The following is a 25,876-nucleotide window of genomic DNA, read 5'->3' as shown; positions in this document are numbered from 1 at the left end:
GTCAAATCAGAGATTCGTTCCTCGAGATGGGCGTTCATCCACCAGAAGAGTTCCGTGTGCTCGGCATGGGGCGATTCATGGCCGCTCGTGGCTATGATTACATCGACTTCTATCCGGAGTTCCACAACCCCAACGCAAAGGCATTCAACTGATTGACGGCCGCTTGCTTCCACCAATGTTTCAAATTGATCCTGATCCACAACTCGAGCGTGAGGCTGACGAGGCGGCTGAAGCTGCGTTGCAGGGCGACGAGCCGCTGGTTGTGAATCGGATGGGATCGGAGATGCACATTCAACGGTATCTAGTATACTACTCCTCGAGTTCCGCCCGTAGCAACTGGTTCACGTCACCAGGATCTGCACTCCCGCCGGTCTTTTGCATGACCTGCCCGACCAGGAAATTAATCGCGCCGTCGTCGCCGGATTCGTAGTCGGCGACGGCCTCGGGATTGTCGTCGATTGCGTCGACGACCGCCTGCTGGACCTCGCCTTCGTCGGTCTTGCCCAGATCCTCGGCCTCGACGACCTCGTCCGGCGTCCGACCGTCATCGAGCATCGCTCGCAGCACCGTCTCGCGGGCGTTTTTCGCCGTAATCTCGTCCGTCGCGACGAGTTCGACGAGTCGGGTGACTTCCTCGAGGCGGCCCTCGAGATCCGTAATTTCCATGTCGCGGTAGTTGAGTTCGCCGAGCAGGTTGTCCGCGACCCACGTTGCGGCGAGGTCGGGGTCGAACTCGCTGGCGACATCCTCGTAGAAGTCTGCGACCTGTTTCGTCGAAGTGAGTTTCGAGGCGGCTTCCTCGCTCAGATCGTACTCATCCTGGAAGCGCTCGCGGCGCGCGGAGGGCAGTTCCGGAATGTCGATCTTGTCTTTCCAGTCCGAAACGCGAAGCGGCGGGAGGTCGGCCTCCTCGAAGTAGCGGTAGTCCTTCTCTTCTTCCTTCGAGCGCATCGAGACCGTGATGCCGCGGCTCTCGTCCCAGTGGCGGGTCTCCTGTTCGACTGCACGGCCGCGCCGGATGGCGTTTTTCTGTCGTGTTTCCTCGTACGCCAGTGCTTTTTCGGCTCCTTTGTGACTCGAGATGTTCTTCACTTCAGTCCGGTTGGCGGCGGCAAGTGCGTCCGCGCCGATGTCGTCGATGTTGTCGCTCTCGATTTCCTCTTCCGGGATAATCGAGAGGTTGGCGTCGATCCGCAGGCTGCCGTCGCGTTCGGCGTTGAAGACGCCCAGGTACTCGAGGACTTCCTCGAGTTCGGCGAGGAACGCACGGACCTCGTCGGGGCTGCGGAAGTCGGGTGCGGTGACGATTTCCATCAGCGGCGTCCCCGCGCGGTTGTAGTCGACTAAGGTGTAGTCGGCGGTATCGATGCCGCCGCCGACGTGCTGGAGGCTGCCCGGATCTTCCTCGAGATGGGCGCGCTCGACGGTGATCGTGCGGCGGTCGCCCTCGACAGAGACCTCGAGTTCGCCGTCCTGACAGATTGGCTCGTCGTACTGGGTGATCTGGAAGTTCTTGGGCAGGTCGGGGTAGTAGTAGTTCTTCCGGTGGAAGCGGGTCTCTTCGGGGATGTCGGCGTCGATGGCTTTGCCGATCTTGACGGCGGCCTCGACGGCTCCTTCGTTCAGGACGGGCAACGCGCCGGGCAGGCCGAGACAGACCGGACAGACGTTCTCGTTTGGCTCGTCGGTCTGGTCAGTCGAGCAGCCACAGAAGATTTTCGTGTCAGTCTCCAGTTGGACGTGGACCTCGAGGCCGATGACGGTCACGAGGTCGCCCTGCTGGACGGTCTGGGCAGTCATTGGACCACGATTCGGGCTGGTGGGGGTAAAACGTAACGGGACGGGCGCGAGACTTGCAACCCAGTTTGGCCTTCATGATCGTGTCCGCTCAGCCTGCTATTGTGCAGCCCTCTCCTCATGCTCCCGGATGATAGACGCGACGGTGCGGGGATGGTTGATGCCCCCGTCTCGCCCGTTCACGCCTTCATATCTGATCACGAGCCCTGTATTCGCTGGTGACGATACCTTACCAGTATGGAACGTTGTTCAGGCCGATTGGAGCCCCAATCTGACAACGAACCCATGAATTCGATCAGTTTACTGGCAGCGAACGGACAGGACAGCCTGATGCAGACACCCGAAACCCAGCGAGAGGTCTTCGAGTTCGTGCTTGACGATACGCTGCTCACGCTCTCGTTCGTGTCAAATATCGCCCTTGCGGGCCTGACAATCCTTTTTATTGTTGCGATGGCCCGGGGGGTTACTGACCCACGCGCGAAACTGATCATTGTCGCAACGATGCTGATCTCCGTTGTCTCGATCTCGAGTTACACGGGCCTCATGTCGGGACTAACGTTGAGTTTCGTCGAGATGCCTGCGGGCCACCCGCTCGCGGGCGAGGAGGTCCTCACCATGTGGGGTCGATACCTCACTTGGGCGTTCTCGACGCCGTTCATCTTGATCGTGCTCGGAATGATTGCCGGCTCGAATTTGACGAAGATCACGACGACGGTCGCGATGACAATCGCGATGTGTGTCACCGGCCTCGCCGCGGCACTGACCACGTCCTCGTACCTCATGCGCTGGTGGTGGTTCGTGCTCAGTACGAGTTTCTTCCTGGTGATCGTCTACGTCATCATGGTTGACTGGAGCCGCGAATCTGAACGGACTGGGACCGCGGACCTGTTTAACACGCTGAAAATACTCACCGTCGTCGGCTGGTTCGGTTACCCAATCCTTTGGGCGCTCGGCGTCGAGGGCTTTGCCATACTCGAGGTTTGGATGACCTCCTGGGGCTACAGCGTGTTGGACATCATCACGAAGTACATCGTCACCGTGCTGATCGTGCTGTACGCTGTCGACGAACCCGACACGATCACTGCCGACGCCGACTACGGCTCCACGCTGAGGGGCGTTGGTGTCCCCGCCGATGACTGATAGTGACTGTGACCTTGTGCTCGTGTGGGAGCGTTCTGTTACCAGTTCTACCGTCAGTTTCCCACGATGACGCCCCCGTTGACGTACCTGCAGTTTCACCTCGTGTTCACGATACCACCGATCCTCGTCCTCGGCTGGCTGGCGAGTCGGCGCGACCAGGCGCGGTGGGACCGCGGGGCAGCCTCCGGGCTTGCTATCCTCGTCTTCCTTGCAGTCGCCTACACCACCCCCTGGACGAACGCCATGATCCCCGAGGGCGTCTGGTGGTACGGCGAGGGGGCCGTTCTCGCGACGATCTGGCACACGCCGCTCGAGGAGTACTTCTTTTTCGTCCTCCAGACGACGCTGACGGCGTTCTGGCTGTTCCAGTTCCTGGACGTCTCCGACGTGTCACTCCGGCTTCCCGCGAGCCATCGACTCGTCGGCGTGCTTGGCGGGGTGGGGATCTGCGCTGCCGGGTGGGTGCTGCTGGGAACGACGACGACATTCTACCTCGGCTCGATTCTTTTTTGGGCCGGCCCAATTCTCGCGATTCAGTGGGGGTTCGGTCTCACCTATCTCCTCCGGGAGCGCCGGCAGGTACTGCTCGCGGTTGGCGTCCCGACTCTCTACCTGTGGGTCACCGACTGGATCGCCATCTCGCTCGGAATCTGGATAATCTCTGACGCGCACACAATCGGGATCGGACTCGCTGGCCTCCCGCTCGAGGAAGCACTGTTTTTCCTCGTGGCGAACGTGTTCGTCGTCCAAGGGCTCGTCTTGTATGCCTGGGTGCTCGACCGACGTGGCGAACTCGCTGCAATGGCGACGGTGCGTCGTCTCGTAAACCGATTCGTCGCTCACTCAACTGATGGCTGACGAGTCGACTGGCGTTCGATCTGAGGCTCCGACCGAGCCAACTGGCTCGCAAGCGCTCGCAGCGAGGATTACCGTTGTCGGTGGAGCGCTCGCCATCGGCGGTGGCGTAGCTGTCACCGCCTTCATCGGCTCCCTGCCGCGACCAATCCAGTTGCTCCCGCTGGCAGCGAGCATACTCATTCTCGGCGTCCCCCACGGTGCCGTCGACCACCTCGTCCTCCCCCGCGCCCGGGGCGAGCGGGTTACCCGCGGTGACCTGGCGTTCGTTGGCGTTCTCTACCTCGTCGTCGGATCGTTGTACGCCGCGGTTTGGTTTCTCGCCCCGGTCGTCGCGTTCACGATCTTCATCGGTATCACGCTCGCTCACTGGGGACAGGGTGATGTCTACACGCTAGTCGAACTCGCGGGTGCTTCTCACCTCGAGACGCGATCCATGCGCATCCTGACCGCACTCGTCCGGGGTGGGCTCCCGATGCTGGTTCCACTGATCGCGTTTCCCGCGGAGTACGCGTTCGTCGCCAGCGCGCTGATTGGCCTGTTCGATCCCGCGGCCGCGGCGGCACTGGACCCGATTTTTGCGACGACAACGCGTCTCGCCGTCGCCGTCGGATTTGGGACTCTGATTGCGCTCACGCTCGCGAACGGGTTTCTCGTCGCAGACGACCGCTTCCCGTGGGTGATCGACGCGGTCGAGACGCTCGCCCTGCTCGCGTATTTCGTCGTCGTGCCGCCGATCCTCGCAATCGGTTGCCACTTCGCGCTGTGGCACTCGCTCAGGCACGTTGTCAGGACGATGCTGCTTGACGACCACGCACGCGGGGCGTTAGCACGGCGGGACCTGCCGGTCGCGTTTGGCCGGTTCGCAAGGGATGCTGCGCCGTTGACCGCTGGCGCAGTGCTCGTCTTCGTCGCGCTCGGATTCTCGATTCCGGCGACGCCAGCGACCCTCGCTGACGTGATGGGGATCTACCTCGTCGGCATCGCGGTCCTGACGCTCCCGCACGTGATCGTCGTAACGTTGCTCGATCTCGAGGTGAACCTCTGGTCGCCGTGAGAGCGACGGTCCATCGCTGCGTTCGGCGTCATCTCGCATCCAAACTCTCGAGCAGAGACACGAGTGTCTTATCGTGCGTCCTCGAGTTCGTCGAGGACAGCCGGATTCTCGATACTGCTCAGATCGCCCAGATCCTCGCCCGTATACGTGGCCTCGAGTGCGCGACGAACGATCTTGCCCGACTGCGTCTTCGGGAACGCATCAACGAACAGGATCTCGCGTGGGCGGAACGGCTTGCCTAACTCTGCGCCGACCTGCTTGCGCAACTCGGCCTGCAGGTCGTCGGATTCCGCATGGTCGTCCTCGAGAATGACGTATGCGATGACTGCCGTTCCCGTCGTCTCATCCGGCGCGCCGATGGCAGCGGCCTGATTGACCGCGTCGTGGTCGATGAGTGCGCCTTCGACTTCCGCGGGGCCGACCTTGCGACCAGCGACGTTCAGCGCGTCGTCGGCGCGGCCGTGGAGGAACCAAAAGCCATCCTCGTCTTGTTGCGCCCAGTCGCCGTGGTCCCACAGCCCATCCCAGGTCGACCAGTACTCCTCGAGATAGCGCTCATCGCCCGACCACAGGCTCTTGGTCATCGAGGGACAGGCGTCTCGAGCGACCAGAAAGCCGCGTTCGTGGTCGTCTTCGACGGAGTTGCCCGCGGCGTCGACGATGTCGATGTCCATGCCGAGTCCCGGCCCGCCGAGCGTGCAGGGCTTAAGCGACTGAATCGGCATCGGCATCAGGAAGCACCCACAGATCTCCGTGCCGCCGGAGATGTTGATGATCGGGCACTCGCCGTTTCCGACGTGCTCGTAGAACCAGCGCCAGGACTCGGGGTCCCAGGGCTCGCCGGTTGAGCCGAGGATGCGAAGTGAGCTGAGGTCGTGACCCTCGAGCCAGTGATCCCCGTGCTTTCGCAACGCCCGAATCGCGGTCGGCGAGATACCGAACTGAGTCAGTTTATGCCGGTCGATCATCGCCCAGAGACGGTCCGGATCGGGGTAGTCCGGCGCGCCCTCGTACATGAAAACGGTGCCGCCGGCGGTGTGCGTCCCAATGAGCATCCACGGCCCCATCATCCAGCCGATATCGGAGAGCCAGAAGAACCGATCCGCGGGTTTGAGATCCATTCCGAAAGAGACCTCCTTGGCGCACTGGACCTGCACGCCGGCATGGGTGTGGACGATTCCCTTCGGCTTGCCGGTGGTGCCAGAGGAATAGAGCAGCATGGACTCCTGACTCGAGGGGAGCGATGTCGTCTCGTAGTCGACGGTGGCGGTTTCAACGGCGTCGGTCCACCACTCGTCGCGGTCGTCGCTCCAGGGAATCTCGTGTTCGTTCGTCCGAACACTGGAACCAAGTCGGTCGAAAACGACCGTGTGCTCGACGTGGCCCGCCTGTGCGATTGCCTCGTCGGCCGTTGACTTGAGGAAGACGGGATCCCCACGCCGGTAGAAGCCATCAGCCGTAAACAGCACCGAGCACTCGGCATCTGCGAGTCGCGTTGCGACCGCATCCACGCCGAAACCAGAAAAGATGGGCACCGCAATCGCGCCGACTTTGAAACAGCCATAGAGGATCGAGACGACTTCGGGGACCATCGGCATGTAGAGACCGACGGTGTCGCCCGTTTCGATGTCCCGCTGCTCGAGTGCGTTCGCGACCTGATTCGCCTGTCGGTGGAGGTCGTGGTAGGTGACCTCACGTACGCTGCCGTCTTCTCCCTCCCAGATGGTCGCGACGGTGTTGCGCCGCTGCTCGTCCACGGCGGCGTGGCGGTCGACGACGTTGTGCGCAATGTTGAGTTCGCCACCGGGATACCACTCGGTGAACTGTGGCCCCTCGCTGTCGTCTCTGACGGCGTCGTACTCCTCGTAAAACTCAATCTCGAGATAGTCGACGACGGCGTCCCAGAACCAGTCGACGCCCGAGTCCTCGACGCCGTCCACCTCGCTTGTCGTTCGCTCGATCAACTCGTCGTAGTCGTCGATGCCGTACGCCTGCATGAAGTTGTAGACGTTCGTCGACTCGACGAACGCCCGGTCGGGTTCGTGGACGACCTCGTCGACAGCCTCGAGGCCGGTATCAGTGTGGGCTGGCATGGGTCTCGAGTTGGTGTGTTCATCGCACACACGTATCAAACGGTGGGTCGGCTGTACGTCCATGTGAACGCCTGCCTGTCGGGTCGTGGTGGTGTTTGTCGTCGCATCCGTACCCGGGCGAACCACTGCTCGTGACAGCTGACATATATTTGTCTGACGTACGTTTATGGTTCCGGATGCTGGGCTAGCGTGTATGTCGAACAACCGCGTCGAGCAGCTCGAATCGACGGTCGCGGAACTCGAGTCGACGGTAGAAGGACTCACGGACGAGCTTATCGAGGCCAAAGAGCGCATTCGCGTTCTCGAGGCAGAACTGGATGCCGAGACGCCCACTCGAGTACCGGAACGCCGTCGTCCCGAGGAGTCAACTGCCGACGCACAGACGGACGAATCATCCGATTCGGCCCCAATGACGGAAGCAGAACCCGACGATGTTGCCAAGGCGGCTGCAGATGCCGAAGAGGAGACGACCGGTGACGAAGCGGAAGACTCAGGTAGCGACGACATCATTGTCGCATAACTGCACGGTTAGGACCACGGCGGGGCGGTGCTCTCTCTCCCGCATCTAACCGGAGAACGGAGGTCTCGAGAAGGGAATGTACATTAAGGCAGTCGTTCTGGACAATTTCAAGAGCTTCGGTCGGAAGACAAAAATCCCGTTTTACGAGGATTTCACGGTCGTCACCGGCCCGAACGGCTCCGGGAAGTCCAACATCATCGATTCGATTCTCTTTGCGCTTGGACTTGCCCGCACCCGCGGGATTCGCGCGGAGAAGTTGACAGATCTCATCTACAATCCGGGCCACGAAGACGACAGTGGCTCGAGTGGCCCACGAGAGGCGGTCGTCGAAGTCATTCTCGACAACAGCGACGGTACCCTCGACAGATCGCAGGTGATCAACGCCGCCGGGAGCGAGGATGTCGGCGACGTCGACGAGATTCGCATCCGCCGGCGCGTCAAACAGACCGAGGACAACTACTACTCCTACTACTACTTAAACGACCGCTCGGTCAATCTCTCAGATATTCAGGATTTGCTCGCACAGGCCGGTGTCACGCCGGAAGGCTACAACGTCGTCATGCAGGGCGACGTGACCGAAATCATCAACATGACGCCCCATGCTCGTCGCGAAATTATTGACGAAATTGCGGGCGTCGCCGAATTCGACGCGAAAAAAGAAGACGCCTTCGGCGAACTCGAGATTGTCGAAGAACGGATCGACGAAGCCGAACTTCGCATCGAGGAGAAACGCGACCGACTCGGCCAACTCGAGGACGAACGCCAGACAGCCCTTCGCTATCGCCGCCTGCGGGACGAGAAAGCGGAGTACGAAGGCTACAAGAAAGCCAGCGAACTCGAGGAAAAACGCGAGGAACTCGCCGCAGCCGAAGACGCCGTTGCCGACCTCGAGACCGACCTCGAGGAGCGAAAGCGCGAACTCGACGAACGCCAGGGCAAAGTCGTTCGATTACAGGAGGACTTAGAGGACTTAAACGCCGAAATCGAGCGCAAAGGTGAGGACGAACAGCTTCGCATCAAAAGCGAAATCGAGGAGATCAAAGGCGATATCTCCCGTCTCGAGGACAAAATCGAGGCCAGCGAAAACGCTATCGACGAGGCCGAATCCAAGCGCCGCGAGGCATTCGTCCAGATCGATCGCAAACAAGAGACGATCGATGAACTCGCAGACGACATGCGCGAGCACAAACTCGAGAAAGCCTCGATCACGACCGAGATTCAAGAACGCGAGACCGAGAAGGAAGCTCTCGAGGCCGAAATTGACGCCGTCGACACCGAGTTCGACGAACTCAAAGCGGACCTTTCGGACCGGAAAGATGACTTAGAGGAGGCCAAGACAGCAAAGAACGACCTCCAGCGCGAACAGGATCGACTGCTCGATGAGGCTCGGCGACGTTCAAATGAGATCAGCGAAAAAGAGTCAACAATCGAGCAGCGCCGCGAGGACCTTCCTGAACTCGAGAACCGCAGGAATGATCTCGAGCGAGAACTCGAGAAGGCCGAAAAGAATCAATCGAGCATTGCGGGTGTCGTTGACGATCTTAAAAACGAAAAGCGTCGGCTCCAGTCGGATGTCGACGAGTTAGACGACAAGATCCAGGCGAAACAACAGGAGTACGCCGAACTCGAGGCGAACGCGGGCGAGAGCGGCGACTCATCGTTCGGTCGGGCGGTAACGACGATTCTCAATTCGGGGATCGACGGCGTCCATGGCGCAGTCGCCCAACTCGGGACGGTCCCGGGCGAATACGCTGTCGCCTGTGAGACGGCAGCGGGTGGGCGTCTCGCGAACGTTGTCGTCTCCGATGATATCATCGGCCAGCAGTGTATCGACCACCTCAAATCGCGCAATGCAGGGCGGGCAACCTTCCTGCCGATGACGGATATGCACAAGCGCGGCTTGCCGAACGCGCCAAGCGATCCGGGCGTCGTCGACTTTGCATACAATCTGGTTGACTTTGATAGTCAGTACGCGAACGTCTTCTCGTACGTTCTCGGCGATACGCTCGTCGTCGAAGACTTAGAGACTGCCCGCGCGTACATGGGCGACTACCGCATGGTCACCCTTGATGGCGACCTGGTCGAGAAAAGCGGTGCGATGACTGGCGGTTCGGGCGGCGGCTCGCGCTATTCGTTTACCGGTGGCGGCGAGGGCCAACTCGAGCGCGTCGCGAAACAGATCACCGACCTACAGGACGAGCGAGCATCGCTTCGTGAAGACCTTCGCGGCGTCGAACAGCGACTCGATGACGCCCGCGACCGCAAGACCGATGCTGCAGACGAGGTGCGCTCGATCGAAAGCGAGATCGAGAAACTCGAGGCTGAACGCGAGTCGATTGAGGACGAAATCGAGACGCTCGAGGCTGACCTTGCGGAGTTACGTGATGAACGCGAATCCGTCGACGAGCGGATGAACACGATTTCGAGCGAGATTGACGAGAAGAACGCTGGTATCGAGGACATTGAAGCCGATATCGACGACCTCGAGCGCGAACTCGCGGACTCGAAGATTCCCGAATTGACTGCCCAGATCGAGGAGCTACAGCGCGAAATCGACGAGCGCGAGGCCACAATCGACGATATCGACGGGAAACTCAACGAACTCGGACTCGAGAAGGAGTACGCCGAGGATGCAATCGACAGCCTCCACGATGATATCGAGGACGCCCAGAACAAGACGGCCGAACACGAAGCTCGCATCGAAGAGTGCGAGGCCACCATCGAGGAGAAAGAAGACGAGCTCGAGTCCAGACGCGAGGCCGTCGCCGAACTCGAGGACGAACTCACCGAACTCAAAGCAGACCGCACCGAGCTTCGCGAGGACCTCGAGGATGCACGGACGAAACGCGATCAGCAACAGGACCGGGTCAACGCCCTCGAGAGCAAACTCGAGAGCAAGCGCGAGCGTGCCCAGAACCTCGAGTGGGAAATCGACGGTCTCGAGGCTGAAGTCGGCGAGTACGATCCCGAGGATGTGCCGGATCATGACACCGTCCTCGAGATGATCGAGCTCCTGACGGCGGATATGGAGGCGATGGAGCCGGTCAACATGCTCGCGATTGAGGAGTACGACGAGGTCCGCACAGACCTCGAGGAGTTAGAGGACGGCAAGGCAACGCTCGTCGAGGAAGCCGAGGGCATCCGTGACCGGATCGAGCAGTACGAAACCCAGAAGAAACAGACGTTTATGGATGCCTACGACGAGATTTCGGCGTACTTCACCGAAATATTTGAGAAGCTCTCGGAGGGGACCGGGACCTTGCACCTCGAGGACGAGGCTGATCCGTTCGAGGGTGGGCTGACGATGAAGGCCCAGCCGGGCGATAAGCCGATACAGCGCCTGGATGCGATGTCCGGTGGAGAGAAGTCTTTGACTGCGCTGGCGTTCATTTTCGCAATTCAGCGTCACAACCCGGCCCCATTCTACGCACTGGATGAAGTCGATGCGTTCCTCGATGCGGTCAACGCCGAGCGCATCGGTGAGATGGTCGAGGAACTCGCGGATCAGGCCCAGTTCGTCGTGGTCTCACACCGCTCGGCAATGTTGGATCGCTCCCAGCGCGCCATCGGTGTCACGATGCAACAGGATAACGTCAGTGCGGTGACCGGCATCGATTTGAGTAGTGAAGAGGTGCCGGCTGATGACTAGCGAGGAGCGAAGCTCCTCGGAAACGCGAACGGGGAGCGCTGCGAGGTCTGAGCGGAGCGAAGACCTCGATGCGAACGGTGAACGTGAGCGATCCTCGAGCGGGGAAGCCGCGAGCAACGAGGCATCCGAAAAGCCGAACGCGACGGATTCCACGGAGCCAAACCCAGCCGACAGAGACGAGTTCTACCGCACTGTCCGAACCGACGGCGGCGATGACATCCCGCTGACTATTGCGGGGCACGAAGACCGCGACCGGCCCGGTGCAGACTCGAGTGATAGCTCCAGCACAAGCACTGAGACCGTCCTCGAGTTCTCGGAATCGGATTCGGAGTCCGACACGGACGACGATGACGGCGATGACGACGAAGTCGAACCCGTTGAACTCCTCGTACAACTCGCCGAAGAGGGCGAAATCGACCCCTGGGATATCGACATCGTACAGGTGACTGATCGCTTTCTCGAGGCGCTCGATGATGCTGACCTTCGGACCTCGGGCCGGGCGCTGTTTTACGCGAGCGTTCTCTTGCGGATGAAAAGCGACGAACTGTTCGCGACGGACGAACCCGAAGACGAGGAACTGCCGCCCTGGGAAGCCCCGTTTGCGGACGACGCGGGCGGACCGATGGACGGCGGCGATGAGGGTGGCCCGCCCGGATTCGACCCCGTCGAGAGTCTCGAGGCGGAGATGGACCGTCGCCTTGAGCGCAAGCAGGCTCGCGGGAAGCCCGAGACGCTGGATGAACTGGTGCGCGATCTTCGCAGTGCTGAACGCGGCTCGTGGTGGAAAGAATCGCGCAGTTACGATACAAGTAATTCCCCAAGTGGCTACGACCGGGGGATGCAGGAACTGAGCTATCACGCCGAGGATCAGTTCCGGGTCGATGAGGAACCGACGAGCGACGACGTGACGCATACGACCCACGAAGAAGATATCGAGACCGTCATCGACGACGTCGACGCAGAACTCGAGGAACACTACGAGAACGGTCGTGATGAGGTGTTGTACGCCGAAATTGACGACGTCGGCGGGACGCGAGTGATGACCTATCTTGCCTTACTCTTTCTTGCCCATCGCGGTCGACTCGAACTCGAGCAGGACGAACTGTTCGGTGATCTCTGGATTCAGCAGGTGACACTCGAGGCGGAGCCAGACGAAGCGATTGCGGACTGAGGGTGGGATGTGCCGATCTACAGTGATGTGTTGTGATTACGCTGCAGTGTCGTCGTCGGACGATTCTGGAAGATAGTGTTCTCGGTGGCAACTGTTTCGTTGAAATTCCTGTCCGCGAAACGCTCTTCTATGTTGCCAGACTGAATGTGTGACGATACCATATATCACGAGGTGTCAAGTACCCCCCGCGTCAGGATATGGGTATGTCTGGCGGATCATCACCGGACGAGAGCAATCTCACCGAGGGATCGCTCATCCGGCCGATGTTTCAGTTGGCGTGGCCACTCGTTGTCATTCAGATCTTACAGGTCGCGTACAACGTTGGCGATACGTTCTGGCTTGGCGCGTTCTCGACGGACGCCGTAGGTGCAATCAGCCTTGCGTTTCCCCTCTTGTTCCTGTTGATCGCACTCGGCGGTGGATTCACGACAGCGGGTGCGATTTTGATCGCTCAGCACACTGGTGCCGAAAGCGGTGAGGGTGGCCTCATCGCTGGGCAGACGCTGTCGTTTATCTCGCTCGTCGCAGTCGGACTTGGCATTCTGGGATATTTCCTGACCGACCCGATGCTCGCCGTTCTCCCAGCCGACCCGGAGACTGAAGCGGCAATTATCCCGCTCGCAGCCGACTATCTGCGCATCTTCTTCCTCGGGTTACCGTTCGTCTTCGGCTTTTTCGTCTTCGTCGCGCTCATGCGTGGGTACGGCGACACTCGCGCACCCATGCGCGTCATGTTCATCAGCGTCGTCATCAACCTCGTTCTCGACCCGATCCTCATCTTCGGTGTCGGCCCGGTTCCACAACTCGGCATCAGCGGGGCAGCAATTGCGACTGTCTTCTCGAGAGCCGTTGCAACGGCGATCGGCTTCTATCTGCTGTACTACACGGGGGTTGGTCCCGAAATCCGGCCCGAACACCTCAAGCCGCGTCTCGAGTACGTGCGTGAGATTACGCGACTTGGCGTGCCAACCTCGCTCGAGCAGTCGATGACGGCGATGGCGCTGGTTGCGATGACGGCGATTGTCGTCACGTTCCCGCCCGCGGTTGTTGCCGCCTACGGTCTGGGGAACCGCCTGATCTCGCTTGCGTTCTTGCCGGCACTTGGTGTCGGCCAGGCAATGGATTCGATCGTTGGCCAGAACCTTGGCGCTGGCAGGCCTGATCGCGCCGAACGGGCAACGTGGCTCGGTGCGGCGCTCGTCGGGGCGTTCATGGCCGTTGCGGCTGTCTTCGCGTTTGTCTTCCCGGAGCCGTTCGTCGCCGTCTTCCTCACCACGGAGGAGGCCGGACGTGAGGCAGTGCTCGGCCACGGCGTGACGTTCCTCCAGTTCGCAGCGTTTGCGTTCGTCTTCATGGGCGTCATGCAGGTCATCCAGGGCGCATTCCGTGGGGCTGGCAACACGAAAACCGCACTCGTCTTCGCCGTCCTCGGGCTCTGGGTCGCACGACTCCCCGTCGCCTACGTTCTGATTTTCGTTTTCGACTGGGGAACCATCGGGATCTGGACGGCTGTCGTCGTCGGCGACGTTGTCGGCGCAATCGGTGCAGTCGCGTGGTTTACCCGTGGCACGTGGAAAAACGCCATCGTCGACGATGACGACCCTGACGAACTCGAGGGCACGCCGGAAAGCGAACCAATGGCCGAGTAGGCATACACTCACGCTCGCTGATCGGTGGCGGCTACCGTTATTATACTCGAGCGCGACACAGTCTGTGTGACCCAATCACGGGATGTGTCGTGTTCGCTTTGTGGCCAGTCGCTTGCCGATGGAGCGGATAGTCTGTCTACGGAGGCGGAGACGACTCCGGAAACAGCCACAGCTGATCCCGTGAGTCAGTACTGTTCGTCGGGCTGTTACGATATTGCGACGACGCTCGAGGCTGAGGAGTCTACGGCGGCAGACGCCCACCACTCGTCAGCCGATGGCGACCCCCACGTTCCTGTTCAACCAGTCATAGACGCAGATCCCGACACCAACGCTACCGCTGACGACGACCTCGAGCAGGCGTTCTTTCGCGTCGATGGCATGCATTCGGCGATGTGTGAGACGTTCCTCGAGACCGTCGCGATGAATCGCCCGGGCGTCGTCGACGCGGAAGCGAGTTACGTCACGGAGGCTGTCACAGTCACGTACGATCCCGATCGCGATTCGAGACACGATCTCGAGGCGGCCCTGAGCCGAGTTGGATACACCGCGTATCTTCGCGACGACGCGACCGGGGCTGCCGAAGACAACAGCCACGTCAAGGCTGCTCGAGACGACAACGACGCCAGGGCTTCCGAAACCGGTGGGACGCGGCGCGCTCGAGAGATGTCGGGAGTTCGAAAGCGCCGCAGCGACGACATGCTCGAGGTGCGCTACATCGCTGGTGTCGTCTTCGGGACCTTTCTGCTGGTTCCGTACGTCGCCGTCTTGTATCCGGTGTACCTCGCTGAATTCTCAGAGTGGTGGCTGTTATCGCTCTATGGCGATGCGTTCGCGAGTTTCGACGGCGTCCTCATGCTTCCGATGTTCGTTATTCTCACTGGGATTGTCCTCTATCTCGCTGGCTGGCCGCTCTTGCGTGGTGCGTACATCAGCCTGGTTCTCCGCCAGCCGAACACGCAACTTCTTGCTGCGTTGACAATCCTGAGCGCCTACGCGTACGGCACGCTCGCGTTCGTACAGGACCGAATCGATATCTACTACGACCTGACGATCATTGTCGCCGCACTCGTCATGGCTGCGATCTTTGCCGAGGCCATGGCCAAACGCCAGGCCATCGACCGACTCACTGAACTGACGATCTCACAGGTGGACTCTGCCCGACGGCTTCGCGACGGTGACACGGAATCCGTCCCGACCAGCGACCTCGAGGCCGGCGACCGCGTCCTCGTCCGAGCAGGTGAGCGAATCCCAGTCGACGGTACCCTCGAGAGTGCGTGCACGGTCGACGAGGCAGTTGTCACCGGCGAATCACTGCCTGTCTCGAAATCAGCGGGCGAGGCCGTTGTCGGTGGGAGCGCAGTTACTGACGGTGCGGCAATCGTCACGGTTGCCGAGGAGACAACGAGTAGTATTGATCGGCTCACAGCCGCTGTCTGGGACCTCCAGAGCGCAACCCACGGCGTGACGCGGCGCGCTGATACACTCGCCGGTCGCCTCGCGCCGGTCGTTCTCGCGAGCGCGGCCGTCGTCGCTATCGGGCAGTACGTACTCGGTGCGAGCCCACCACAGATCATCCTGGCCGCGCTCCTGACCATCATCTGTACGAGCCCGTGGGCGCTTGGCTTCGCAACGCCGGCCGCCGTTGCCGCCAACAGCTGGGACGCGATGGCACACGGCCTTGTTGTCTTCGACGAGACGATCTTCGAACGGCTGCGCGCGGTCGACACCGTCGTCTTCGATAAAACGGGAACGCTCACGACCGGCGAGATGACCGTTCTTGAAGCCAACGCATCGCCAGCGTTGCTCCGCGACGTTGCCGCGCTCGAGCAGCGCGCCTCCCATCCGGCGGCAGCAGCGATTGTGGACGCCTTTGGCAACGACTCGGCGACCGCGTCGGCTGGGACAGCACGTACTGATGGCGGCCTCGAGCAGCCAGTTCGGGAGTTCGACCGGCACGGAATCGGCGTCTCCGGCGTCGTCGGCGATGAGCACCTCCTCGTGGGCCACCCTGACCTCTTTCGTGAGCGACAGTGGGAACTTAGCGACCGGATCACCGATCACGTCCAGCGCGCTCGAGACGCCGGCCGGTTACCAGTCGTTGTCGGCAAAAACGAAACCGCAGCGGGCGTGATCGTGGTCGGCGACGAACCGCGAGACGAGTGGGAAACAACCCTCGAGAGACTTACGGCCCAGAATATCAACGTTGTTGTCCTGACCGGTGACGAGCGCGCTGCAACGGCGTGTTTCGGCGATCACCCCGGTGTCACACACGTCTTTGCAGGTATCTCACCAGCGGGAAAGACGGCAGCAGTCCGACAGCTCAAATCGAGTGGCACCGTCGCGATGGTTGGCGATGGAACGAACGACGCGCCCGCGCTTGCCGAGGCCGATATCGGCCTCTCCCTTGGGAGTGCCACCGCGTTAGCCACTGACGCCGCAGCCGTTGTCCTCCTCAAGGATGATCTCACGGGCGTCGAACGAGCATTTCGACTGGCACGTGCGGCGCGTGTGCGGACCAGACAGAACCTGGGACTGGCGCTGGTGTACAACGCAATCGTGATTCTGATTGCCGCTGTTGGACTGTTGAACCCGCTGTTTGTCACTGCGGCAGTCCTCGTCTGTGCAGGTGCAATTGCGGTCAACGCGTGGCGGCCGCTCCTGTCGACTGAGTCACCAGAACGTAATTGATGCCGGTGTTACTCGCCTGCAGGCAGTTTCCACTGGCCAGGCCCGCTGCGCTCGAGGACGTCGCGACGGTCCATCTCTGAGAGAATCTCCGGCAGTCGGTTCGGCTGTGCGATTTCCATCTCGATGCGCTCGATGCTGTGGAATTCGCCGAGGAAGTGCCGGATATCCTCCTGACTGAACGTCTCTTGGTCTGCCTGCTCCATGACGCTCTCGGTGAGATCGATCATATCTTCGATGAAGTTCCAGGGGTAGACGACCCAGGTCCACTCCTCGAGTTGCTCGCCAACGTAGTCCGGTTCGAACTCGCTGGTCTGGAGCAGTTGCAGCGTGGCGGTCCGAACCTCGCCTGCATCCCGGTCGTCGACGTACTCGTAGGCGCGCTTGATCGAGCCGCCAGTGTCTGCGATATCGTCGATGATCAGGACGTCTTTGCCTTCGACGCTCCCTTCCGGCATCGGGTAGCGGACCTGCGGTTCGTCGGCCTTCTCGGCCGTCCCGACGTAGTGTTCCATCTTCAGGCTCGTCAGATCGTCCAGTCCGAGGAAATCACAGAGGCATCGACCCGCGAACCAGCCTCCGCGAGCCAGCGCAACGATAACGTCCGGCTCGAACTCGTCGCGACGAACGTCGTCGCTAACGTCTCGACACAGGCTGTAAATGTAGTCCCAGTTCGTGATCGTACAGTCGAAGTCCTCTGGTAGATCGGACATCTGATGGCCACCTACTCGAGTGAGAGGGCGGCACGCCCATAAGTGGGCTGAATACAGTTTGCGGGAACCGTTGTCTCATGAGCTGTCGAAGCTCAGTTTGTCGACGTTCTGTAGACTGATTCCACGGAATTGCTGAATAGGATTCAGATCGGCCGTCTTTGCGGCGAATCCGCTAATGAGTCAATCCGCTGTTCTATTCAGACAGCGCCAGTGGAATGGGGTGTCCACCTGTAGCCGGTACGACTCGTGTCGTGTGAATTGATTGCGTGCCTATCGAGCGTTCCGACAGGGACTTCCTCGAGACTCGTCAACGTAAGAGAAAGTATTATGTTACTGCTGTCGGTAGCAACAAAAAAATGACCTGTCGGAACCGTCCGCGCCGACTGCCCTCCAATCGGAATCCAACGGAGGGCCGGTAGATGGGATCGAAGAAATCCCGTAAACGAAAGACAGAATCGTCTGAGCAAGCGAACGCGAGTACGTCATCCCAGCACTCAACGCAGGAAAAGTCACACTCGAGCGGGGCGACGATGGGGTCGCATGGTCTCGGTATGGCGGCTGAGTCGGCAGTCCACGGTACAAATCCGAACCGCGTTAGCGACCCGACGCCGTCCTACGAGTTCGGCCACCCTGGACTCGCACCCTCGCCCAGCGAGCACAACATCCAGCGTGCACTTGCGGGCACCGGCACGAGTCAGGACGAGGTGCCTGATACGGTACTTGACGTGCTCGGCGACGGTGGACAATCGTTAGATCAGCCGATTCAGCGCGCACTCGAGGAGCGCATGGATGCGGACTTCTCGAACGTGCGCATTCACACGGGCGCGAAAGCGGCGGAGGCTGCGAATGCCATCGACGCGAAAGCGTTCACCTGTGGCAATGATATCGTGTTCAATTCGGGTGAGTACGATCCCGAGTCGGGTGAGGGCCAGTTTTTGTTGGCTCACGAACTCGCACACGTCAAACAACAGACTGGGGCAGCGATCAGCATGATGCCCCAAGAAGGGGCGGATGTGGAAATCGATCCAGATCCACAACTCGAGCGGGAAGCCGACGAGACGGCGACGCAGGCGCTGTCTGGTGACAAGCCAGTGGTCGTGAATCGGCTGGGGACGGATATCCACATTCAGCGAAAGCAGATGACGCTGGAGATGGAGGAAGCTGATCCGGGGAAGTTGCCTGACGAACCGTTGAGCAACGAAGAGCTTGCTGATCGAGTACAAGCACTCGAAGACGAACTGACAAACGAAGAGATTCGGAACCAAATCCAACAGATCGAAGCAATCAAGCAACAGTTGAAAGGGTTGGAAACCGCCGATTGTTCCCCTGAGGAGTTTGAGAAGAGAATCGAACGGTTAGAAGAGATCAACGTTGATCAGATCGAGCTTGCCCAGAAGGGTGACATGGGTGGCTCCAGAGATCCAGACGAGATCACTCAGGCAGGAGTCAAAGGAGCAGTCGCAAAAGGTGGGGTTACCTTAGCCGGGATGATCGTCGGTGGAGGTGCGAGTACACAGGTTGGAATGGATCCTTCCCATGGTGCCATGGCTGGTGCGGTCGCAGCCAGTACCCTCAGTGACAGTATCAGGGCCTCCTGGGACTGGATGCTTGACCATGCTCCCGGCGCAGACACTTGGGAAGTCGACGAACTACTCGAACAACTCCAGCAACAACAGGAACTACTTGAGAGTGATCTTGCAGACACCAGTTCTGAAGACCCAACTGGGGTCAGAGAAGAAGAACAATGAAGGCAACCATTGTTGGCGAAAACGAGGAAGGAGTTGGAGTTGATGTTGTGGATAATGATGGCGAGACCATCGAAATATCAATATCAAAGGAAAATAACGAAATCGTATACCAACAGTCAGACTATCCAGATAAACCAGCAGAGCGTACTTCTGAAGAGAACTTGAATGTCGCACAGGCCCGTGAGTTCGCCAAATATCACGCCTATCGTGAGCGAGGAATCGAAACGATTCCGGCATACGACGATATCAGTCACATCGACGCGGTTCGACGAGCAATCTGTGACCTCAGCGACGAGGAATTCGAGCAGCATTTTGGGGAGACTTACCAGCAACTGCTCAGTCATCATCGGGACGACGTAGAGCCACCTGTCGAACTGCCCGAGGAAGTGGCGGAATCCTCACCGATTCTGTACGAACAGGATGTCTATCTGGGCTTTGATCCAGTGCCGACAGAGCCGGAGAACCCGCTTTCGGCGGAGATCGCATCTAAGGTCCGTGACCTCCTCGAGACCTACTCGACAGACCCATATGCAGATGTCTCGGAATCCGGTCTCGCCCATTGGGAGGAATTCACGGATGTCGTCGACGACCTTATCCAAGATGAGGTCATCGACTACGCGGATAGCCTCACCGTCGCCAGCGTCTCGGATCTTCACGTCGTATATCCAGACAACGGATTGACTGCAGTCGAACACGGAGCACAGCCGTTCGATCGAGAACCCAACGCCCGTCTGGAGTTGGTTCGACTCGAATTCGACTCGATCAATACCTTCCAGGAATATCTGGACTTCCACCTTCGCTGCCAGATTCGGGATCGGTACATTATGATAGGGGTGATGCCTCCAGAACCGTTCCAGGTTCTGGGCTTTGGGAAATTAGAAGCCGCAATTCAGTACGACTTCCTCGACGGCTATCCCAAATTCCACGACTCGGCTGCAACGCCCGACGCATCTCTCTTCGAAGGGCTTGATCGACGACAATCACGCTGAACACGTCACCGCACGACCGATCACAGTACTCACTGAGTGGGCCATGATATCTCAATGTAATCAAACCAGCGCGCCAGCGCTCATGGATACACCATTCAGATCCACCTGCGATTGCAGTTTATCATGCGAGCAGAACGATCAGGCTCTGATACCTCACAAGGGCGTTGATCTCGATATCGATCCTGATCCCCACCTCGAGCGGGAAGCGGATCAGGCAGCCGAGCAGGCCCTCTTGAGTGGAGAACCCCTGACGGTCAGTCGGATGGGGACAGAGATCCACGTCCAGAGGGCACCAAAGAACAAAGATGCACTCGAGACGTTGGCGATGCTGGAGATTGAAAACGAGGAAGAGGATCACAGCGATTTCCGGGAAACCCAAAACCAGAATCGAATTCAGTATCTACGGGAAACCATTAATGAGGTATATTCGGAAACAACTACTGTCGATGACGCCGAAGATATCTCGGAACTCGAAAAGCGATTACGATTCAAGGAGCTCAACGAAAAGTTGGATGACAAGGTTACAGATATTGGGTTGACCGAAGACCAGCAAAAGAAGTTAGAACGTAAAATAGACACTGGTGAGTGGCTTGATTACGGCACACCGGTCGCCGCGTTCTTGTCAGCAAGGGTTATCGAGCCACTGGCTGGGTTGGTGACCGGACTCGGTATCACAGCCATCAAGAAGAAACTCGGAAGTCTGGATGGCGATATCGAAGAACGCTTCGAGAAGTTGACCAGACAACTTGAAGAGGAGGGGTACCTGACTGGCCAGGGCGACTCGACTGGTGATGCAAAGAGTAGGAGGTCATAAAAATGGATGCAATCATCACAGGCGAGTCTGAACGTATCGGTCTCAGTGTTATCGATAATAACGATGTCGAACATCTCATCGAGATGACTGAGTCGGGCGAAATTAAGTACCACGAACAGGACGGTTACTCGGATTACCCATCAGAGCGCACCCAGGAAGAAAACGAGCACGTTCGGCAGGCGCGTCGGTATGCGAAATGGTGCGTCTACCGTGAGAGAGGCTACGAGACGATGCCTCGTCACGAGAACCCGGACTGCCTCGTCGCGGCGATGATCGCGCTGTCTGATATGTCCGAGGCGACTGTTGAAGACCAGTTCGCCGACATCCGCAGACAGATTGAGAGCCACTACGATAAATCGGGCGTCGAGCTACCGTTCGAAGACGCCCATCCCGACGACCCACTCGTCTACCGCGCGGATCTCTATCTTGATCCGCAGCCACAGCACGAGGACACGTTACTCGTCGACCAGTACGTCGACAGTGCGACAGCAATTCAAGAGGATGCAACCGCGGTCCTCACGGACGCAGACGATCTTGAACACCAGTTGTTTGAACTGCTGAACTACGAGGATCGACTCGCCACTGCACTCCCATCGTTCGATGTGGAAGCAGTCTCTGGGATGCACACGCTGCACACCGACGGCACAACCGAGCGGACCACTGAGGTACCTTCCCCGCTCGACCGCCAACCCGATGCCAGAATTGAACTGCCGCCAGTGGACCTTCGCCAGTTCGATTTGTTCCAGCTCCTGTTGGTCATGAACCTGAGTGCCCAGGTCCGCGACCGGTTTCTGATGATGGGGGTGTCCCCCCCAGAACCGTTCCAGCATCAGGGCTTTGGGACGTATCGGGGAACAGTCAAGCAACAGATCAACGAGATGTACGACCGTCACTACCTGTTCTCCGAGACGACCGATAAATGGGGGACGACACTATTCTAGACGCTCCGGTGGCGATACAGCCACCACATCCGAGTCCAGCGCCGGTCGGTTGTCCGAGCGGTGTCTCTTGGGACCTCCAAATCCAAGCGAGTGGAACGTGTGCGGAAAGTGTCGACGGCTTCTCTGCTGTCCAGATCCATACGGGCGCGAAAGCCGCCGAGGCAGCCGAGCAGGCACTCTCGAGTGATAGGCCACTGGTAGTCAATCGGATGGGGACAGCGGTGCACGTGCAACGATATCCTGGGGAGGCTGTCGTCGAAAAAGTTGGTGGAGTACTCGAGACGGGCGAAGAGACGGTCGACGATGCCACGAGCAAAACCTATCGTCTCAGCAAGGAGCAATTAATGGAGCTGGTCGACTCTGTCGAGACCTCGAAAGGGGTGGCCCAGTGGATCGAGCACCACGATGTCGATGTCGCAAGTCGGGTGCAAGATTCCACAAGTAGCATGGTCAAAGGGGCAAGCAGAGGGTGGACAATTGGGACGGCGGCTGGAGCAATGGCTGGCCCGGTTGGAGCAATCGCTGGTGGGCTCGTTGGCGCCCCCCTCGGAGCGATCCTCAGTACGATGTTCGGCGAACAGGTCGCCGGCAAAGTACAAACGGTCCTGCGAGACCAACTTGGTCTCGACACCGATCAGGAGTTCGACCTCGAAGACGATACTGGCGACAGCGACAATATCGCTGGTACCAGTCGGAACAACAGCGGTGATCGATAATGGATGGAAGAGTCACAGGAGAAACTGACGACCTGTTCGGTCTGAGCGTCATCGATAATAACGACATAGAGCATGTGATCGATGTTCGGAAGAAGGATGGGAAAATAACTGCCCACAACCAGGATGGCTACCCCGACAAGGCAGCCGAACGAACCCACAGTGAAGGCGAACACGTCGGTCATGCCCGAAAGTATGCCCAGTACTACGTTGCTCAGGAAACTGACTACGACACCATTCCGTGGGACATCGACGCCGACCGCTTTGCGGACGTTCGACAAGCACTTCAAGCACTTTCGATCGACGACATCAACCACTTTTTCGGGGACTTACTCGATCAGAGTCTGAGTCACTACCGCGACGACCCAGATGTTGATGTCGGTGAGACGACTCGCCCACACGAACTGCCTGCCGAGATGATCGGTTCCGACGACGCAGTCCGATACAAACAGGAGATCTATCTCGACGACACTGGAGCGATTGAGGCCGTCTCTGGGATCGGAATCGAGTACTACGTCGCCAGAGGTGACCGGACCACAACCTGGCACGGAGAGCGTCCCGACAGAGAACCTGACGCCGCCGTCGATATCGTCCCAGCACCGCTCATCGACCCTGTCTCCTTCCGAGACTATCTCGACTATAACCTCCGCTGTCAGATTCGGGACTGCTATCTCATGAGGGGAATGGAACCGCCTGCACAGTACCGTGTGCTTGGTCACGGACAGTACCGCTTTACTGGCAAGTACGAAAACTTCGATCTGTACCCACCGTACCACGATTTCCAGGCCGATATCCCAGGCTACTCCCACGAGTTCCGACCCGACCTCCCGATCACTTGGGCGGAGTTGCGCGGGATGACTAGCCCGAATCAATCCGGATCACTCTACGACCAAATCAAAAGCACCCTTTTCACCCGATAGATGTCTGCCCACTTCGGTGTGCCCACAGGGACCACGTGGATGCTGACTTCTCGAACATCCGTATCCACCTGGACAAGGACCGCCGAAGCAGCCGACGAAAAGGACGGGTGTCCACGTGCAGCGGGCAGCGAAGAACAGTACATTGCAGACAGTGGCGATTTGAGAACCTAGCGTATTGGAACGCAACCGAATGTAATAGTCCCTAGCTATAACTATTGGAATATAGAATAGTCCAGCTATGCCCGCGACGCAAGACTACGAGTACCTCCTCGAGTGCGAGAACGTCATCGGTGTCGACTACGATGCGAGCGAAGACCGCGTGACGGTGTTCGTCTCCCAGAAGCAGCCAACGGACTGTCTCGCCGACGAAGACGATGTCGAGAAGCGCGTGGCCGAAGCTGGCCACGATGTGGACGTCCGGGTCGTCGACTCGGGCTACGGCGAGTCCAAGGAGGGGTTCGACGCCCTCTCGATCCTCGAGGTGATGCCCGAGGCCGCGCCGGGGCGACAGGATCGTCACCGGCCAGTTCCCGGTGGCGTGAGCGAGATCAACGTGAACTCGACGGCCGGCACTGGCGGCCCGTATCCGGCCCGCGTCGACGACCCAACTGCTGCGACGTGGTCCGACGACGTCAGCGAGGGTGACCTTGTTCGGCTCTCGAACAACCACGTCTACGCCCGCTCGAACGCGGCCGACCTCGGCGAGGCAATTGTCCAGCCCTCGCCCGAGGATGGGGGCGACGCCGACGACGCGGTCGGCGATCTCGTCGGCTACGTGCCCATCGAAGACGGGGCACTCGTCGACGTCGCTGCCCGATCAGTCGAGCGCGAGGACGAGTCGGCAACCTACCACGAACTCGAGGACGACTGGCCGACCGGCGTCCGGCGCGAGGAGTACGAGCGTCTCCGGGGCGAGACAGTGACGAAAACGGGACGGACGACCGGCGTCACGAGCGCCACACTCGAGGCGACGAGCGCGAGCGTCCGGGTCAACTTCGGTGACGCGGGTTTGGTCACTTTCCGCGACCAACTCATCGCCGACTACATGTCCGAACCCGGCGACAGCGGCTCGCCAGTCTTTCTCGCGGACGGCGAACTCGCCGGCCTTCTCTTTGCGGGATCGTCCGAACAGACGATCTGCAACCGGATCGGAACCGTCGAGGCGACACTGGGCGTCGAGATTCTCACCGCGGAACCGAACGACGGAACTGGCGGAGACGCAGCCGACGGCGCTAACAGTAGTTGATAGAACAATCTCTTTATTCAGTGCAAGACGCGAAACTCGCGGTACGTACTCTCGAGAGGGCTGCCCGAACCTTACGCTCGAGTGCAACGCTCGAGTAGTACGCTATTTTCTGCTTCAACGACTGCGTCCGGAAACAGCCGGGTGATGCGCCTGAAACGCAGATATTCGTAATTATTATAGATGGTATTCATGTGCTGAGGGAGCGTAGTAGGTGCGAATACCATGTCTGCAGTAATACGTCTCAAAAATGTTGTATTGATACTAACTGAGAGTGACCTTGCGGGGCGACGATGAACCTTCGGTCGTCGACGACGACCGTCGGCCGGCGACTCTCGCGGTCGGCCGAACACGGTGCCGGCCGGATCCGAAAGCCTGCGTTTTACGCCGTCACGGCGGCGTTCGTCGCGTTTCTGCTGCTGGCGATTGGGGAATCGATGACGATGGTCGGGAACGCGTGGTTCGCGGACTACGGCTTCCCAGCACATCGGGTACACCACCTGATGATCGGCGGCATGCTGACGATCTTCGCTGCGACGATTGCAATCCAACTGTACCGGCCAGCGAAACGAGTCGGTGCGCTCCAGGCAGCGATTGCGTTCGTGATCGCTGCGTTCACCCTCACAGTCGTCGCTTCAGGCGTTGCAGCTGCCGGTGAACTCCTCGTCTTTGCCGTGCCGGTTGCACTCATCACTCTCTTGCACCCAGCGCGGGCAGCACTCGTGCCCAGCCTCGAGCGACTGGACCTGCGTCTGTTTGCGCTCGCTGCGGTCGGCGCGCTCGGATTCTGGGTTGTTGCTGCCGGCGAGTACGTGAGCCACACGACGCTTCTGAACGAGCACACGGTGTTCGGCCACTACGAGTTCATGCTGTTCGCGCTGGTCTCGATTGGGCTGTTCGCCCTGTTGGCCGCCGCCCGCCCGGTCGGCTGGCGCGCACTCGCCTACGCGGCCGCAGCGATGGCGCTCCTCTACGGCGCTGGCTCGCTGGCCTTTCCTGGCCTCGAGCAAGGCTCGAGTCTTGATCTGATCGCCTCGCTTGCAGTAATTGCGTGGGCGCTCGCCTTCATCGGGCTTGCAGAGTACGTCGACCGAACCGACTCGACTGCCCCATCAGCGGAGAGCGACGCCGCTGAGTAAGTTGCTCCCACCCACCGATTGGTCACATTTTTCGACGATG

At 59.6% G+C, this 25,876-nt stretch carries 18 protein-coding genes and 2 pseudogenes; 17 read left to right on the top strand and 3 right to left on the bottom strand.

The window, feature by feature from the left end:
- Positions 1–181: 181 nt before the first annotated feature.
- Positions 182–298 (top strand): annotated as a pseudogene (locus tag G6M89_RS22360) (DUF4157 domain-containing protein); the annotation flags it as partial.
- 11 nt (positions 299–309) lie between these two features.
- Here the strand turns inward: G6M89_RS22360 and gatB are convergent.
- The gene (gene gatB / locus G6M89_RS12345; RefSeq protein ID WP_165162065.1) at positions 310–1,800 is read right to left on the bottom strand and encodes an Asp-tRNA(Asn)/Glu-tRNA(Gln) amidotransferase subunit GatB; all 1,491 of its coding nucleotides are present in this window, start codon (positions 1,798–1,800) and stop codon (positions 310–312) included.
- A gap of 282 nt (positions 1,801–2,082) precedes the next feature.
- Here gatB and G6M89_RS12340 point away from each other — a divergent pair, with 282 nt between their 5' ends.
- The 3 genes from G6M89_RS12340 to G6M89_RS12330 all read left to right on the top strand — a co-directional run bounded on the left by G6M89_RS12340 (position 2,083) and on the right by G6M89_RS12330 (position 4,849).
- Positions 2,083–2,937, top strand: a complete 855-nt coding sequence (locus G6M89_RS12340) for a bacteriorhodopsin (protein ID WP_165162064.1) — start codon at positions 2,083–2,085, stop codon at positions 2,935–2,937.
- 66 nt (positions 2,938–3,003) lie between these two features.
- Positions 3,004–3,795, top strand: coding sequence for a lycopene cyclase domain-containing protein (locus G6M89_RS12335; RefSeq protein ID WP_165162063.1), 792 nt, complete (start codon positions 3,004–3,006; stop codon positions 3,793–3,795).
- Positions 3,788–4,849 carry a Brp/Blh family beta-carotene 15,15'-dioxygenase gene (locus G6M89_RS12330; RefSeq protein WP_165162062.1) on the top strand — a complete coding sequence of 354 codons (1,062 nt, stop codon included), beginning with the start codon at positions 3,788–3,790 and terminating at the stop codon, positions 4,847–4,849. Before G6M89_RS12335 ends, G6M89_RS12330 begins: the two co-directional genes overlap by 8 nt.
- 68 nt (positions 4,850–4,917) lie before the next feature.
- Here G6M89_RS12330 and G6M89_RS12325 read toward each other — a convergent pair whose 3' ends face one another.
- On the bottom strand, positions 4,918–6,942 hold the full coding sequence (locus tag G6M89_RS12325) for an AMP-binding protein (protein ID WP_165162061.1): 2,025 nt from the start codon (positions 6,940–6,942) through the stop codon (positions 4,918–4,920).
- Positions 6,943–7,135: 193 nt separating this feature from the next.
- On the opposite strand from G6M89_RS12325, the gene G6M89_RS12320 reads away from it, so the two are divergent.
- The 5 genes from G6M89_RS12320 (at position 7,136) to G6M89_RS12300 (ending at position 16,619) form a co-directional block, all read left to right on the top strand.
- Positions 7,136–7,462, top strand: a complete 327-nt coding sequence (locus G6M89_RS12320) for a hypothetical protein (protein ID WP_165162060.1) — start codon at positions 7,136–7,138, stop codon at positions 7,460–7,462.
- 76 nt (positions 7,463–7,538) lie between these two features.
- Complete coding sequence (smc, locus tag G6M89_RS12315; protein WP_165162059.1) at positions 7,539–11,111, top strand: chromosome segregation protein SMC; 3,573 nt, start codon at positions 7,539–7,541, stop codon at positions 11,109–11,111.
- Positions 11,104–12,282: a ScpA family protein gene (locus G6M89_RS12310; protein WP_206335531.1), complete on the top strand. Its 1,179-nt coding sequence runs from the start codon at positions 11,104–11,106 to the stop codon at positions 12,280–12,282. Before smc ends, G6M89_RS12310 begins: the two co-directional genes overlap by 8 nt.
- 203 nt (positions 12,283–12,485) lie before the next feature.
- Positions 12,486–13,931: an MATE family efflux transporter gene (locus G6M89_RS12305; protein WP_165162058.1), complete on the top strand. Its 1,446-nt coding sequence runs from the start codon at positions 12,486–12,488 to the stop codon at positions 13,929–13,931.
- A gap of 66 nt (positions 13,932–13,997) precedes the next feature.
- The gene (locus G6M89_RS12300; RefSeq protein WP_343162640.1) at positions 13,998–16,619 is read left to right on the top strand and encodes a cation-translocating P-type ATPase; all 2,622 of its coding nucleotides are present in this window, start codon (positions 13,998–14,000) and stop codon (positions 16,617–16,619) included.
- 8 nt (positions 16,620–16,627) lie between these two features.
- Here G6M89_RS12300 and G6M89_RS12295 read toward each other — a convergent pair whose 3' ends face one another.
- Entirely contained in the window at positions 16,628–17,329 is a 702-nt protein-coding gene (locus G6M89_RS12295) for a phosphoribosyltransferase (protein WP_165162057.1), read from the bottom strand.
- A gap of 419 nt (positions 17,330–17,748) precedes the next feature.
- Here G6M89_RS12295 and G6M89_RS12290 point away from each other — a divergent pair, with 419 nt between their 5' ends.
- The 8 genes and pseudogenes from G6M89_RS12290 to G6M89_RS12255 all read left to right on the top strand — a co-directional run bounded on the left by G6M89_RS12290 (position 17,749) and on the right by G6M89_RS12255 (position 25,836).
- Positions 17,749–19,077 carry a DUF4157 domain-containing protein gene (locus G6M89_RS12290; protein ID WP_165162056.1) on the top strand — a complete coding sequence of 443 codons (1,329 nt, stop codon included), beginning with the start codon at positions 17,749–17,751 and terminating at the stop codon, positions 19,075–19,077.
- Positions 19,074–20,066, top strand: coding sequence for a hypothetical protein (locus G6M89_RS12285; RefSeq protein ID WP_165162055.1), 993 nt, complete (start codon positions 19,074–19,076; stop codon positions 20,064–20,066). Before G6M89_RS12290 ends, G6M89_RS12285 begins: the two co-directional genes overlap by 4 nt.
- A gap of 82 nt (positions 20,067–20,148) precedes the next feature.
- Positions 20,149–20,880 (top strand): hypothetical protein, encoded by a 732-nt coding sequence (locus G6M89_RS12280; protein ID WP_165162054.1) that lies wholly within the window; start codon positions 20,149–20,151, stop codon positions 20,878–20,880.
- 2 nt (positions 20,881–20,882) lie between these two features.
- Positions 20,883–21,821, top strand: a complete 939-nt coding sequence (locus G6M89_RS12275) for a hypothetical protein (protein ID WP_165162053.1) — start codon at positions 20,883–20,885, stop codon at positions 21,819–21,821.
- A complete protein-coding gene (locus G6M89_RS12270; RefSeq protein WP_206335530.1) occupies positions 21,800–22,537 on the top strand; it encodes a hypothetical protein in 738 nt (245 codons plus the stop codon). The genes G6M89_RS12275 and G6M89_RS12270 overlap by 22 nt, the downstream gene beginning before the upstream one ends.
- Positions 22,537–23,454 (top strand): hypothetical protein, encoded by a 918-nt coding sequence (locus tag G6M89_RS12265; RefSeq protein WP_165162052.1) that lies wholly within the window; start codon positions 22,537–22,539, stop codon positions 23,452–23,454. The genes G6M89_RS12270 and G6M89_RS12265 overlap by 1 nt, the downstream gene beginning before the upstream one ends.
- Positions 23,455–23,692: 238 nt before the next feature.
- A pseudogene (locus G6M89_RS12260) lies at positions 23,693–24,685 on the top strand (hypothetical protein); the annotation flags it as partial.
- Between the two features lie 305 nt (positions 24,686–24,990).
- Complete coding sequence (locus tag G6M89_RS12255) at positions 24,991–25,836, top strand: hypothetical protein (RefSeq protein ID WP_165162051.1); 846 nt, start codon at positions 24,991–24,993, stop codon at positions 25,834–25,836.
- The last annotated feature ends 40 nt before the right edge of the window (positions 25,837–25,876 follow it).

Origin of the sequence: Natronolimnobius sp. AArcel1 (assembly GCF_011043775.1) — an archaeon.
Lineage (GTDB): Archaea > Halobacteriota > Halobacteria > Halobacteriales > Natrialbaceae > Natronolimnobius.
This window is presented reverse-complemented; position numbering and strand designations above follow the sequence as displayed.

Excerpts from the sequence above, each read along its gene's own strand:
- gatB (WP_165162065.1), bottom strand. The coding sequence starts at position 1,800 with ATGACTGCCCAGACCGTCCAGCAGGGCGACCTCGTGACCGTCATCGGC.
- G6M89_RS12340 (WP_165162064.1), top strand. The coding sequence starts at position 2,083 with ATGAATTCGATCAGTTTACTGGCAGCGAACGGACAGGACAGCCTGATG.
- G6M89_RS12335 (WP_165162063.1), top strand. The coding sequence starts at position 3,004 with ATGACGCCCCCGTTGACGTACCTGCAGTTTCACCTCGTGTTCACGATA.
- G6M89_RS12330 (WP_165162062.1), top strand. The coding sequence starts at position 3,788 with ATGGCTGACGAGTCGACTGGCGTTCGATCTGAGGCTCCGACCGAGCCA.
- G6M89_RS12325 (WP_165162061.1), bottom strand. The coding sequence starts at position 6,942 with ATGCCAGCCCACACTGATACCGGCCTCGAGGCTGTCGACGAGGTCGTC.
- G6M89_RS12320 (WP_165162060.1), top strand. The coding sequence starts at position 7,136 with ATGTCGAACAACCGCGTCGAGCAGCTCGAATCGACGGTCGCGGAACTC.
- smc (WP_165162059.1), top strand. The coding sequence starts at position 7,539 with ATGTACATTAAGGCAGTCGTTCTGGACAATTTCAAGAGCTTCGGTCGG.
- G6M89_RS12310 (WP_206335531.1), top strand. The coding sequence starts at position 11,104 with ATGACTAGCGAGGAGCGAAGCTCCTCGGAAACGCGAACGGGGAGCGCT.
- G6M89_RS12305 (WP_165162058.1), top strand. The coding sequence starts at position 12,486 with ATGTCTGGCGGATCATCACCGGACGAGAGCAATCTCACCGAGGGATCG.
- G6M89_RS12295 (WP_165162057.1), bottom strand. The coding sequence starts at position 17,329 with ATGTCCGATCTACCAGAGGACTTCGACTGTACGATCACGAACTGGGAC.
- G6M89_RS12290 (WP_165162056.1), top strand. The coding sequence starts at position 17,749 with ATGGGATCGAAGAAATCCCGTAAACGAAAGACAGAATCGTCTGAGCAA.
- G6M89_RS12285 (WP_165162055.1), top strand. The coding sequence starts at position 19,074 with ATGAAGGCAACCATTGTTGGCGAAAACGAGGAAGGAGTTGGAGTTGAT.
- G6M89_RS12280 (WP_165162054.1), top strand. The coding sequence starts at position 20,149 with ATGGATACACCATTCAGATCCACCTGCGATTGCAGTTTATCATGCGAG.
- G6M89_RS12275 (WP_165162053.1), top strand. The coding sequence starts at position 20,883 with ATGGATGCAATCATCACAGGCGAGTCTGAACGTATCGGTCTCAGTGTT.
- G6M89_RS12270 (WP_206335530.1), top strand. The coding sequence starts at position 21,800 with ATGGGGGACGACACTATTCTAGACGCTCCGGTGGCGATACAGCCACCA.
- G6M89_RS12265 (WP_165162052.1), top strand. The coding sequence starts at position 22,537 with ATGGATGGAAGAGTCACAGGAGAAACTGACGACCTGTTCGGTCTGAGC.
- G6M89_RS12255 (WP_165162051.1), top strand. The coding sequence starts at position 24,991 with ATGAACCTTCGGTCGTCGACGACGACCGTCGGCCGGCGACTCTCGCGG.